Below are 12,848 nucleotides of genomic sequence, written 5' to 3'. Positions count from 1 at the left end.
ACATTATCCGAGGAAGTCTCTAGTTTGGGTGAAATCACATAGACTATGTATTAAATGAAGGAGGATCACAATGGGTACCAAGCATACATTAACACGAACACAACAGGGGTTAAGAGGCGAGATCCATGTCCCCGGAGACAAATCCATCTCCCACCGGGCCATCATGTTCGGTTCTGTAGCAGAAGGCACAACGACCATACATAACTTCTTGATGGGTGAGGATTGCTTAAGTACGGTGTCATGTTTTCGGGAGATGGGTGTGGAAATAGACATCGGGGAAGACCGAGTGACGGTACAAGGAAAGGGATGGGATGCTTTAAAGGAGCCTTCTCGAGTATTGGATACAGGGAATTCGGGGACGACCACCAGACTGATGATGGGGATACTCGCCGGCAGGCCGTTTCATTCTGTCATCATTGGAGATGAATCGATCGCGAAACGACCAATGAAGAGAGTCACAGATCCCCTTAAGCTTTTCGGTACAGCGATTGATGGCCGGGGTGAAGGGAACTTCACTCCCCTTTCCATCCGTGGAGGAAGTCTGAAGGCAATTTCATATGAGCTGCCCGTGGCAAGTGCACAGGTGAAATCCGCCATTTTACTGGCAGGCTTGCAAGCAAGCGGGATGACAGAAGTCGTTGAACCTGAAAGAACGAGGGATCACACTGAGCAAATGATCCTTCAATTTGGAGGGAAGGTCGAAAGACAGGGGGACGTAATCAAGGTAAGGGGAGGCCAACAATTCAAAGGGACCGAAGTTTTTGTACCTGGTGATATTTCAAGTGCCGCATTCTTTTTAACGGCAGCTGCGATTGTCCCCGAAAGCAGAGTTACGCTTAGAAACGTCGGTTTAAATGTAACAAGGACCGGTATTATCGAGGTTATGAAAGCAATGGGTGCAAAAATGAAGATTGAAGAGATAGAGAGCACTGGTGAAAGAATAGGTAATATAACGGTTGAAACATCCGATCTTTCCGGCATCGAGATCGGCGGGAACATCATACCCACTCTCATTGATGAAATACCAGTGATCGCATTACTCGCCACACAAGCAAGTGGCACGACCGTCATCAAGAACGCTGAAGAATTAAAAGTGAAAGAAACGAATCGGATTGATGCCGTCGTCCAAGAATTAAAGAAGCTTGGTGCAGATATAGAAGCGACAGAAGATGGAATGATCATTCATGGAAAGACATCCCTACACGGCGCCGAGGTTACCTCATGGGGGGATCACCGAATTGGAATGACCATGGCAGTTGCTTCCCTCATCACTGATTCACCCGTTCATTTGGATGGTGCAGAGGCGATTAACATATCGTATCCTGATTTCTTCAGCGATCTTAACAGTTTGAAAGAATCTTAATCGGATATCGGGAGAGGGAGAAATCCCTCTCCCTTCATTTTGAAAGGTAAATTTTGAAAGGTAAAAGGCATTTCCTTCATGCTTTCTTCATAGCTTGTCTATAAAGGAAGGTGAAGAGATGAATAAATATATCATTGAAGATGCTGAATGTGTAGCAGGTGACACAACTTTCCGAAAATCCTTTCTTATTGAAGGCCATCGCATCGCAGCCATACGAGAAAGCTTTAGACAGTACAATTATGTTAGAATGAATGTTTCACCTTTCATTATGACGCCAACTCACGTCATGTGTGACACTTCCCTCCCTGTCAATCAGGATTTTTCAACGTTCAAGTCCTATTTCATGGACCATTTTATTACAAAAGGTTGTACAACGATCCTGACTTCCTTTACCATCAATTACGAATATCAATTTGAAGAGAAGCTGGGTGAACGGAGAACCTCCCTGTTGAGCAGCCCCCTTGATTATTCCATTGGGCTTAAGCTCAAACCACATTTGATCACTCCTGAACTTATACTACAATGCAAACGAAAGAAAGTACCCGTTATATGGATATCACTGGATGATGGACATGATCTTCAAATCGTGAAATGGGGATGGATAAAAGGATTACTTTATGATTACCCTATTACTTTTGTCCCCTTTTTTACGACAAATATGGACAAAAAGCAGAAAATGAAGCATCTTAAGATTTGGCAAAAAACGATGGAATTCGAAAAAATCCCCCACCTTTCTTATGAAATCGAGCAAAAAGTCCCTTTGTCTTTAAACCAATTGAAGAAAATTGGGTTGTACCCACATAGAGGGAATTTTCATACAGGCGGAGAAATAAGTTATAACCTCTATATGAGGAAAGGCAAGGGTGAAGAACTTCTTCCTGATGAGAGGTCATTTCATTATGAAAACTTCGTTTTGAAATGTACAATGAATAGAGGGAAGTATAACTATTTGAACGATCAAGGCCGCTTTCACCCGGGTGCAGGAATAGAGCTAAAGGTCCAAACGCCAGGATTTTTCACAGCATAGCAATTGTTGATCATGCGGCTTTTCATCTTGTGAGCCGGTGGAGTGCCCTTCAAAGAGGGACGTGACGGGCAAAGTAATGGTCCGGGAATCTCCCGATAGAAAATCATGGACAGTAGAAAGGAATGTAACATGTCACACGCTGAAAAAATGTTAGCTTCTTTAGAAGAAGGTCATTTAGAAGAAGCAAAAAAACACTACAACGAAACATTAAAGTTCGGGAGCCACGAGGAAAAATTCAGCTTGGCTGAAGAACTTCATCAATTGGGCTTCCTGGAAGAAGCAAGGGAATTGTACGAAAACCTTCTGTTGTTTTATCCAGGTGAAGGTGAGTTGATCATCGAACTGGCAGAGGTACTGGTGGAAATGGATAATGAGGAGGAAGCAATCGAACAGCTTTCCCATATAGAAGATGATGACATTTCCTATCCCCGTGCGTTACTGCTGATGGCAGATCTGTATCAGATGCAGGGCCTGTTTGAAGTCAGTGAACAAAAGCTGCTTCAGGCGAAGAACATCCTACCGGATGAACCAGTCATTGATTTCGGACTGGGTGAATTATACTCTGAAACGGGACGATTCCTGGAAGCGATCAGGTATTATAATCACTTGATCGAAAAGGGAATAACCGAAATCGGAGGCACATATATTCATCAACGACTTGCAGAATCGTATAGTGTGGGAGGTTCTTTCGAAGAGGCACTATCACACTATGAAAAAGCCCTCGAGGAGCATCTTGAAATCAACACATTATTCGGCTATGCATTTACTGCCTATCAAGCCGGTTATTTCGAAACCGCCATTGAAAAGTTGATCTCGGTCAAGGAACTTGACCCTGATTACCACTCCGTCTATTTAATGCTTGCAAAGGCGTATGAACATGAAGAACAGCTCGAGGAAAGCCTCGACACAGTCCGGGAAGGGATCAGACAGGATGAGTTTAATAAAGAATTGAATCTGTTTGGCGGAAAGATCTCCCTTAAACTGGGGATGGATGAAGAAGCCGAACGGTTCTTGAGGGATGCCCTTGCGCTGGATCCAGGCTATTTGGAAGCTGGACTCATCATCAACAAACTATTCTTCGTTCAGGACCGGTATGATGACGTCCTGGAGATCGCTCAAATGCTTACGGCTGAAGGAGAAGAGGAGCCTCAATTGACCTGGGACCTCGCCAAAGCATTCGAAGGGCTTGAACAATATAATCATGCATTAAAACAATACCGGGCTGCATATACTTACTTTAAGAATCATGAAGAGTTCCTGACGGAGTATGGTCAATTCCTTCTCGAGGAAGGATTAAGGGAAGATGCTAAAGAAGTGTATAAGCAACTGCTGACGATGGACCCTTCAAATGACGAATGGCAGGATCTGATTGACAGATTGCAAGATTGAAGGTTATGGACGTGAAGGCTGGCCGGTAATCGTTGCCACAGTGTCACAAGGTTGCGCAAGAATCACGGTATTCTAATTAAATTGGATTTCGCAGAGGAGGGAAACCCATGACCACCCCTGTTTCTGTCAACGAGAAGAAAGAATTTATCCGCTGGTTTCTAAATCGATATCAATTGAAAAGAAGAGAATGTGTTTGGATCTTGAATTATTTGATGAGCCACGATCAGTTAATGAAGAAAGTCCATTTTGTAGAAGAGTCCCAATATTGCCCTAGGGGATTGGTGATGTCTACCCATTGCGTGGAGGATGTGCCATTCCGTTTCTACAAAGAAAACATCATGACGACGGATGCCGAAAAATCATTTCATGATATCCGTTTGAATAAGGATGAAGATATCTACATCCAACTGAACTTCAGTAAAGCCAATTCAAGTTATCAGTTTGCAGCGGTACTGGAAGAGAACCCATTCATGCCAAAATATTTACTGATCAATGAAAAAGATCGCCAAGTAGCAGAACAGTTTCTAAATGAAAGTCTGCACTCCTTCCAAAAGAACAGATTGCTCGATGCCATCGACCAAGCGTTGGATAAAGGGGATCGGGATACTTTCAACCGATTGACGAGTAAATTGAATCAACTTGAGAAAAAGGAATGAGGCCATCCTCATTCCTTTTTTTTATCATTCATACCTTCCATAAATTTGTACATACTACAGAATAAGTGAATTTCCTTTTAAGGTTAGAGCATTAAGTGATATGATGGGAGGTGTAAAATGATAGAAAAAGTGAGGCGAAAAAAATGAATTGGACTGTTAAAGACATTGAAGTATTTGAATCTGAGAAAGAATACATAGATACCGCTGTTGTGCCCATCATTCCCATCGATTTCAAAGCAGAAATCAGGACTTCGGCTGCACAAACTGAATTCATTTCTCTCTTGACTTTCCACCTTGAAAGGCAATTCAAGGGACGGATGATCATCACTCCGCCATTCACCTATCTGATGGGGGGAAGTGGTGCTGAGATCGATGCAGTGAAAAAGTGGGAAACCTTACTGAAAGAAAGTGGTGTGAAGCATGTTTTCTTTCTTACATCAGACAGTGAGTGGAAGAGGTCGGAACAAGAATTGGAAGATCAATTGATATGGGTACCATCGATTCCGCTGGAACATTTGGATGAGCAATATAAACATTCAATCATGGAAGACCAGGTGAAACAATTACTGAATGTCATTGTACAAAAATGGCAAAAAAATTCATGAAAATTTCACATTGTATCCATCTTTTAGTTTATTGAGTTATTGACCTTGTAATAAGTTTAATATATCATAGTTATGTCCTAGTTTTATATTTGTGCGAAATATGTCCGATGGACTTACCTTACGCGATAGAGGGGGGAAAAGGATGAGTAAGCAACGTGTATCTAGACGTCAATTCCTTAACTATACACTTACGGGTGTAGGCGGTTTCATGGCTGCCGGAATGCTAATGCCGATGGTTCGTTTCGCTGTCGATCCAGTGCTGAAGACTTCAGCTGCAGGAGACTTTATAGCGACGAAGCAAAAAGTGTCAGAATTAACAAACGAGCCTGTTCGTGTCGACTATTCTTATGAACAAAAAGATGCGTGGTACACTTCAGAAGTGACTCACACGGCATGGGTCTACAAGAACCAAGAGGGGAAAATCATTGCACTTTCACCAGTTTGTAAGCATCTTGGATGTACTGTCAACTGGGCTGGAGACAAGAATCACCCGGAACGGTTCTATTGCCCTTGTCATGGCGGGATGTATGAGAAGAACGGTAAGAATGTTCCAGGTACACCGCCGACAGCACCGTTGGATTCATATCCGACAAAAGAGAAAGACGGTATTTTATACCTTGGACAACCTGAACCAAATAAATTTGTAAAGTAAGGGGGCGTAATCTGTGCTGAACAAAATCTATGATTGGGTTGACGAGCGTTTGGACATTACGCCTTTGTGGCGCGATATTGCGGATCACGAAGTACCTGAACACGTAAACCCTGCGCATCATTTTTCTGCGTTTGTTTACTGTTTCGGGGGTCTTACATTCTTTGTAACCGTAATTCAAATTTTATCAGGTATGTTCCTGACAATGTATTATGTACCTGATATTAAAAACGCTTGGGAATCTGTATACTATCTGCAAAATGAAGTAGCATTCGGACAAATTGTCCGTGGAATGCATCACTGGGGAGCAAGCTTGGTCATCGTAATGATGTTCTTACATACACTGCGAGTGTTTTTCCAAGGTGCATACAAAAAACCTCGTGAATTGAACTGGGTTGTTGGAGTACTTATTTTCTTTGTCATGTTAGGGCTTGGTTTCACGGGTTATTTATTGCCGTGGGATATGAAAGCGCTATTTGCGACAAAGGTTGGTCTTGAAATTGCGGGAGCAACACCATTTATCGGAGATCAGGTGAAGATGCTGTTAGCCGGTGATGCAACCATTGTCGGAGCACAAACATTGACGCGATTCTTCGCGATTCATGTATTCTTCCTGCCTGCAGCTCTACTTGGATTGATGGGGGCCCACTTCCTGATGATCCGTAAGCAGGGTATTTCCGGACCTCTATAAGATTTGACTTATTAATAATCTGAAAAACCTATTAAAAGGAGGGGGACACTATGCATCGAGGAAAAGGGATGAAGTTTGTAGGTGACTCACGTGTACCTGTAAACAAAAAACCGAATATTCCTAAAGATTATTCGGAGTTCCCTGGAAAAACAGAAGCTTTCTGGCCTAACTTCTTGTTAAAAGAATGGCTTGTAGGGGCTGTTTTCCTGATTGGTTACTTATGCTTGACGATCGCGCATCCGTCACCGTTAGAGCGTATTGCCGATCCGACGGATACTGGATATATTCCATTGCCTGACTGGTATTTCTTATTCTTATACCAATTGCTTAAATACACCTATGCATCTGGACCTTATAACGTTATCGGAGCATTTGTCATTCCTGGAATTGCATTTGGGGCACTATTACTTGCACCATTCATTGACAGGGGACCTGAACGTCGTCCGACAAGACGCCCGTTTGCGACAGGGTTTATGATCCTAGCTCTTGCAGCAACATATTTCCTTACTTGGGAATCTGTTGTCACCCATGACTGGGAAGCAGCAAAAGAACAAGGTAAGATTGTTGCAGAAGCAGAAATCGATAAGGAATCAGAGGGATACAAGATCTTTTCAGATTCCAAGAACAGCTGTATCACATGTCATGGTGAAAACATGACAGGAGGGGCAGCGGCACCTTCGTTAGTAGGTACTGGCCTATCCCCTGATGAAATCAAAGACATTGCTAAGAACGGTAAACCACCGGGCATGCCAGCTGGTTTGTTCAAGGGAACGGATGAAGAGCTTGATAAATTAGCGGAATTCATCTCCGGGCTTAAAGCAGAATAACAACGTAAGAAAGAGCCAGCACACTTGTTGGCTCTTTTTTTCTACAATGAACATGCACGAAGAAAGGGGCAGACATGATGTTTCCTTGGCTTTATTCCATATTGAAGTCGAAAGCGTTTCTATGGACACTGTTAATCATCAACCTATTAGGGACGGTCTACGGATATATATGGTATATTCCTCAAATGAGGAACACCCCTGGGCAATTCCTCCTTTTTGTACCTGACAGCCCTACGGCGAGTCTATTCTTTTGTTTCGTACTCGCAGCTTTTTTAATGAATCGAAATTGGCCGATTTTCGAGGTTCTTGCAATCATCACCTTGTTCAAATACGGGGTTTGGGCAGTGGTCATGAACCTTCTTACCTTGTGGGTGAGCGGTGACCTGCCTTGGGAAGGGTACATGCTGATGGCATCACATGGTGCAATGGCGATACAGGGGCTTTTATATTCTCCGTTTTATCGAGTGAAATTATGGCATATTGTCGTGGGCGCCGTTTGGACCGTACATAATGATATCATCGATTATGTGTATATGCAGTTCCCTGTCTATTCCAGGTTATTTCTATATATACAGCACATAGGTTATTTCACATTCTGGTTAAGTATTTTGTCGATTGGCCTCGCCTATTATTTTACGCAAAGGACAACTCGACTCAGCCTGGGTACGAACGGCTAACACCGTTTTTTTGGTCTACTCTTGTCCAACTCTTCATACACTTTATTAGTAGTTTTAGGGGGGACAAGAATGAGATTTTTAAAAACAATCTTTATCGTTATCATATTATTTTCGGCACCTACACTTTATTTAGCAGATCACGCTCCGTCTCCGGTCAATGAACTCGATGATATTGCCGATCAGGCACTTCAATTGACGAAAGCAGGCAGGTTTGAAGAAGCAAAGCATGTATTGAATTACTTCTCTGAAGAGTTCACGAAACAAAGCATGCATCAATCATTCTCCATGGACGAATTAAGGATCTTGACGATATCCCATAATCTTGCCTTGGAAACAATCAATCAAGCTAGTGCTGATATCGGTCAAAAAGTCAATTCAGTCACGAGGTTCAGATTAGTGATGGATGCATTATCCAGTCATTATCAGCCCCTTTGGGTGGAGATGGAAGACCCGATCATGGAAAGCTTCAATGAGGTCAGGACCGCTGCTGAGAATGGAAATCGTGAACAATACCATACAGAACTGAATTTGTTCTTAGCCAAATATAACATCATTCAGCCCAGTATCAAACTGGATGTTCCAGTAGACCAGGCACAGGCTCTGGATGCAAGGATTTCATACCTGGACCATTACAGACAGAAGGTATTGGAGAGTACAGAGGTGATGGCAGAGTTGACGACACTCCAAACGGATCTTGAGCAACTGTTCCAACATAAAAAAGAAGATGAAGCGGACCCTTCCCTTTGGTGGGTGATCATTTCAACCGGTAGTATCATCGTATCTACATTATCCTACGTAGGTTGGAGAAAATATAAGGGTCAGGAAGATGCACGAAAGTCTGAACGTCAAAAAAATTGACAGAAACTTTATTGCAATATAGAATTTAAGTATCTGAAACAGCTGGAGGTTTTTGTGATAATGATGAGTTTTATACTTTACTTTTTGCTCATTGCCCTTATACCTTTATGGGCCCAGATGCGTGTGAAAAGTACGTTTAAAAAGTACTCGAGAGTGGCTACGACTTCGGGTATGACGGGTCGGGAAATGGCAAGGAAGATCCTGGATGAGAATGGCCTGTTCGATGTAAAGGTTGTCGAAGGCAGGGGATTCCTAAGTGACCACTACAACCCAATGACCAAAACGGTAGCATTATCACCGGATAATTATCATGGACATTCAGTGGCCGGTGCAGCAGTGGCAGCCCATGAAGTTGGTCATGCCATCCAAGATGCCGAGAGCTACGCATTCCTTCGTTTTCGACACGCGTTGGTACCGGTTGCGAATATCGGTTCCAATATGTCTTGGATTTTCTTATTGATTGGGATGTTCACGCAAATGACAGGGATGTTCCTGCTTGGAATCATCTTGATGGCGGCAGGTGTGGTATTCCAATTGATCACACTACCCGTGGAATTCAACGCATCGTCCCGTGCCATGAACCAAATCGTGTCACTTGGTTTGATCCGTAACGAAGAAGAGCGACATGCCAAAAAAGTACTGAATGCGGCAGCAATGACTTATGTTGCAGCAGCTGCAGTGGCAGTCATCGAATTATTGAGACTTGTACTCATCTTCACCGGTATGCAAGGGGAAGATTAATCAACCATATAGGTAACCGTTGCATGCGGTCCAGAAAAAAATCCGAACAAAACATTCAGAATCGAAATGGATTCGAATGTGTTCGGATTTTTTTATTTGTTTCGTCAATCTTGAAGCGGATTCTTATCAGCGTCCAGCGTGAATCCTTCACCAAGTACATCATGCACTTCCGTGACAGATACAAATGCATGGGGATCGACCCCTGTTATGATATTCTTCAGCCGTACGATTTCATTTTTTCCTACCACGCAATAGAGCACTTCCCTGTCCTGTTTCGTGAATGATCCATGCCCCTTTAATACCGTAACACCACGATCCATCTTTTCATGAATGACACCCGCGATTTCTTCGTGATGATCGGAAATGATCATGGCACCGCGTGCGGAATAGGCTCCTTCCTGCATGAAATCAATCACTTTTGCGGCAACAAACACAGCGACTAGCGTATACATGGCTTCCCTGTATTCCAAGTAGGTGATGAGGGATGCAAGGATGACAACAGCATCGAACATGAACATGGTCTTCCCCATGCTCCACCCAATGTATTTATGGGCGAGTCGTGCGATGATATCAACACCGCCGGTCGTGCCTCCATAGCGGAAAATGATTCCTAATCCGATCCCGATGAAGACACCTGCAAACAGGGCTACCAAGAATAAGTCATCCTCGAGATGTATTTCCATTTGATAACGTTGGAAGATCCATAAGAACACCGATAAGCTGACGGTCCCGATCACGGTGTAATAGAATGATTTCTTTCCAAGCAGTTTCCAACCTACAAAAAATAGCGGAATATTCAGTGCCAGGTTGGAGTAGGAAGGATCGATATGAAATAGAAAATAGAGTATAAGAGTAATACCGGTGAAGCCGCCTTCGGCAAGCTCATTCTGCATATTAAAGTGAACGAGGCCAAATGCAAAAATCGCAGCCCCAAGTAAGATGAACATGATATTCTTAAAGCGCAAATCAAGCATAGGTGGGTTCCCTCCTTTGATGTTGGTTGTCTGATGGACAGAGACATTATATAGGAAGAGTCTGAGTGTGGCAATCCTTTGAACGTAATATTTGTAAATGTGATAAGATTTAGCTAACATGATAAAAGATGATGAAGGAGTGTGTCTTTCAAATGACAAATGAAAAATCGATGCAGCAATTGCAGGGTGAAGTCGATCAATACATAAGTCAGTTCAAAGAAGGATATTTCAGTCCGCTTGCCATGATGGCAAGATTGACGGAAGAGCTTGGTGAGCTGGCTAGAGAAATTAACCATTATTATGGAGAAAAACCGAAAAAACATACAGAAAAAGAAAAAACAGTCGAAGAGGAGCTTGGTGATGTGTTATTCGTACTGATTTGTCTTGCCAATTCACTGGGAATCAGTCTTGAAGAAGCACATGATCGTGTGATGCATAAGTTCAATACGCGAGATAAGGATCGTTGGACAAGAAAGGAAGGGGGCGAATAGCATGGAACAAATTAAAGTGACGATAGCAGGTCCAAGGGGGCGCATGGGGAAGGAAGCGGTCGAACTTGTCCTTAACACGCCCCATTTCAGCTTGATCAGTGTAATTGATCATAGGGGAGAGGCAGAATTGAATGTTCCTGTGTATAAGGATATAAATGAATGTTTCAATGTGGAAACACCAGACGTGTTAATCGATCTGACAACGCCTGAAGTCGGCTATCTTCATACAAAGACAGCGCTTGAATATGGTGTCAGACCCGTTGTGGGTACAACCGGATTCTCCAGTGACGAATTGAATGAATTGAAAGAGCTTGCCGAATCGAAGAGTCTAGGATGCATCATTGCCCCGAATTTTGCGATTGGCGCAGTCATGATGATGAAATTTGCACAGATGGCTGCAAAATATTTTGGGGATGTGGAGATCATCGAGCTGCATCATGACCAGAAGCTTGACGCTCCTTCAGGAACGGCGGTCAAAACAGCCGAAATGATTAAAGAAGTAAGGGAAACGAAGAAACAAGGGCATCCTAATGAGAAGGAAACCATTCCTGGTGCACGAGGAGCCGAAATGGACGGCATGCACATCCATAGTGTCCGCCTGCCAGGATTGATCGCACATCAACAGGTCATGTTCGGTGCAGAAGGCCAGACCCTTACAATCCGTCATGACTCTTACAACAGAACAAGCTTCATGTCAGGTGTGAAAGTGTCTGTAGAAACCGTCATGAACTTGGATACATTAGTGTATGGACTGGAAAATATCTTGGAATAGAAGGTGAAGCCCGTGAATATCGCGTTAATTGCCCACGATAAGAAAAAAGATGATTTGATTCGATTTGTATTGGCTTACAGGCCAATCATTGAAAAACATACCTTGTATGCAACTGGCACTACCGGTAAGAGAATTTCGGAAGAGACCGGCTTGTCCGTTCACAGGTTCCGCTCTGGCCCGCTTGGGGGAGACCAGGAAATCGGCTCGTATATCGCAAATGACAAAATGGATCTTGTCCTGTTTTTCAGGGACCCATTGACAGCCCAGCCACATGAACCGGATGTGTCCGCCTTGATCAGGCTTTGCGATGTATATTCCGTGCCGCTCGCGACCAACATGGGAACAGCGGAAGTGTTGGTAAAAGGACTCGAGAGAGGGGATATCAACTGGAGGGGCATCAAGAGTGAGAGAGGTGAATAACGTGACAGAGGGAAAAGTGGACATCCTTGCATTTGGTGCCCATGCCGATGATGTTGAAATCGGCATGGGGGGGACGCTAGCCAAATATGCTGAAGCAGGAAAAAAAATCGTTATTTGTGATCTAACGGAAGCCGAACTATCTTCAAATGGTTCTGTTTCAATCAGGAAACGAGAAGCAGAGAAGGCCGCTAAGCATCTTGGCGTTTTGGAGAGAGTGACCCTTGATATCCCAGACAGAGGGGTATATCTTACGGATGAAACAATCTCAAAAGTGGTGGAGGTCATAAGGCAGTATAAACCCACTGCTGTATTTGCCCCGTATGAACAGGACCGACATCCAGACCACGGCAACGCTTCCCGTTTGGTGAGAGAGGCCTATTTCTCTGCTGGGATCAAGAAGTTCAATCCCTCTTCGTCTGTACATAAAGCATCACACCTCTATTTTTATATGATCAACGGCTTTCATAAACCTCATTTTGTCGTAGATATTGAGAACCATTTAGAAGCAAAGCTACTTAGCCTGCATGCATATGAAAGCCAATTTAATAAAGGAAAAAACGGTGTGGCAACACCGCTCACCGATGATTACATAGGAGCAGTTAAAGCAAGGGAAAGAATGATGGGGAAAGATGCAGGTATTCGATATGCTGAAGGATTCTTCTCTTATAACACGCTTATTCTGCATAGAGACCTGTTAGGAGAATAGTT

Annotated in this window: 16 protein-coding genes; 15 read left to right on the top strand and 1 reads right to left on the bottom strand. The window is 43.4% G+C overall.

The features are described 5' to 3' along the window. The first annotated feature begins 70 nt into the window (after positions 1 to 70). The 11 genes from aroA to LCM10_RS06460 all read left to right on the top strand — a co-directional run bounded on the left by aroA (position 71) and on the right by LCM10_RS06460 (position 9,483). Entirely contained in the window at positions 71 to 1,363 is a 1,293-nt protein-coding gene (aroA, locus tag LCM10_RS06510) for a 3-phosphoshikimate 1-carboxyvinyltransferase (protein WP_224875337.1), read from the top strand. Positions 1,364 to 1,481: 118 nt separating this feature from the next. After that, positions 1,482 to 2,390, top strand: a complete 909-nt coding sequence (locus LCM10_RS06505) for a hypothetical protein (RefSeq protein ID WP_224875336.1) — start codon at positions 1,482 to 1,484, stop codon at positions 2,388 to 2,390. Positions 2,391 to 2,519: 129 nt separating this feature from the next. Beyond that, complete coding sequence (locus LCM10_RS06500; RefSeq protein WP_224875335.1) at positions 2,520 to 3,779, top strand: tetratricopeptide repeat protein; 1,260 nt, start codon at positions 2,520 to 2,522, stop codon at positions 3,777 to 3,779. A 107-nt stretch (positions 3,780 to 3,886) separates the two neighbouring features. Next, a complete protein-coding gene (locus LCM10_RS06495) occupies positions 3,887 to 4,435 on the top strand; it encodes a ReoY family proteolytic degradation factor (RefSeq protein WP_224875334.1) in 549 nt (182 codons plus the stop codon). 143 nt (positions 4,436 to 4,578) lie between these two features. Continuing rightward, the gene (locus tag LCM10_RS06490) at positions 4,579 to 5,040 is read left to right on the top strand and encodes a YpiF family protein (RefSeq protein WP_224875333.1); all 462 of its coding nucleotides are present in this window, start codon (positions 4,579 to 4,581) and stop codon (positions 5,038 to 5,040) included. Positions 5,041 to 5,182: 142 nt separating this feature from the next. Continuing rightward, a complete protein-coding gene (locus LCM10_RS06485; protein ID WP_224875332.1) occupies positions 5,183 to 5,692 on the top strand; it encodes a ubiquinol-cytochrome c reductase iron-sulfur subunit in 510 nt (169 codons plus the stop codon). Positions 5,693 to 5,705: 13 nt separating this feature from the next. After that, positions 5,706 to 6,380, top strand: coding sequence for a menaquinol-cytochrome c reductase cytochrome b subunit (gene qcrB / locus LCM10_RS06480; protein WP_064091039.1), 675 nt, complete (start codon positions 5,706 to 5,708; stop codon positions 6,378 to 6,380). Between the two features lie 50 nt (positions 6,381 to 6,430). After that, on the top strand, positions 6,431 to 7,207 hold the full coding sequence (locus LCM10_RS06475; RefSeq protein ID WP_224875331.1) for a menaquinol-cytochrome c reductase cytochrome b/c subunit: 777 nt from the start codon (positions 6,431 to 6,433) through the stop codon (positions 7,205 to 7,207). Between the two features lie 77 nt (positions 7,208 to 7,284). Continuing rightward, positions 7,285 to 7,884 (top strand): DUF1405 domain-containing protein, encoded by a 600-nt coding sequence (locus tag LCM10_RS06470; protein WP_412103378.1) that lies wholly within the window; start codon positions 7,285 to 7,287, stop codon positions 7,882 to 7,884. Between the two features lie 69 nt (positions 7,885 to 7,953). Beyond that, positions 7,954 to 8,742 (top strand): sporulation protein YpjB, encoded by a 789-nt coding sequence (gene ypjB, locus LCM10_RS06465; protein WP_224875329.1) that lies wholly within the window; start codon positions 7,954 to 7,956, stop codon positions 8,740 to 8,742. Positions 8,743 to 8,805: 63 nt separating this feature from the next. Continuing rightward, entirely contained in the window at positions 8,806 to 9,483 is a 678-nt protein-coding gene (locus LCM10_RS06460) for a zinc metallopeptidase (protein WP_224875637.1), read from the top strand. A 104-nt stretch (positions 9,484 to 9,587) separates the two neighbouring features. On the opposite strand, the gene LCM10_RS06455 is transcribed toward LCM10_RS06460, so the two are convergent. Next, positions 9,588 to 10,457 (bottom strand): YitT family protein, encoded by an 870-nt coding sequence (locus LCM10_RS06455; protein WP_224875328.1) that lies wholly within the window; start codon positions 10,455 to 10,457, stop codon positions 9,588 to 9,590. 152 nt (positions 10,458 to 10,609) lie between these two features. On the opposite strand from LCM10_RS06455, the gene LCM10_RS06450 reads away from it, so the two are divergent. Genes LCM10_RS06450 through bshB1 form a run of 4 tightly spaced genes read left to right on the top strand, consistent with a single transcriptional unit; the run spans position 10,610 to position 12,846 of the window. Further along, complete coding sequence (locus LCM10_RS06450) at positions 10,610 to 10,948, top strand: nucleotide pyrophosphohydrolase (protein WP_224875327.1); 339 nt, start codon at positions 10,610 to 10,612, stop codon at positions 10,946 to 10,948. Between the two features lies 1 nt (position 10,949). Then, entirely contained in the window at positions 10,950 to 11,720 is a 771-nt protein-coding gene (gene dapB, locus LCM10_RS06445) for a 4-hydroxy-tetrahydrodipicolinate reductase (RefSeq protein WP_224875326.1), read from the top strand. Between the two features lie 12 nt (positions 11,721 to 11,732). Beyond that, entirely contained in the window at positions 11,733 to 12,140 is a 408-nt protein-coding gene (mgsA, locus tag LCM10_RS06440; RefSeq protein WP_224875325.1) for a methylglyoxal synthase, read from the top strand. Further along, positions 12,124 to 12,846 carry a bacillithiol biosynthesis deacetylase BshB1 gene (gene bshB1 / locus LCM10_RS06435; RefSeq protein ID WP_224875324.1) on the top strand — a complete coding sequence of 241 codons (723 nt, stop codon included), beginning with the start codon at positions 12,124 to 12,126 and terminating at the stop codon, positions 12,844 to 12,846. The genes mgsA and bshB1 overlap by 17 nt, the downstream gene beginning before the upstream one ends. Positions 12,847 to 12,848 lie beyond the last annotated feature (2 nt).

The sequence above is a fragment of the Rossellomorea aquimaris genome (assembly GCF_020171925.1).
Lineage (GTDB): Bacteria > Bacillota > Bacilli > Bacillales > Bacillaceae_B > Rossellomorea > Rossellomorea aquimaris_F.
Note: the sequence above shows the minus strand (reverse complement) of the source record. Positions and strands in the feature narration are given on the sequence as shown.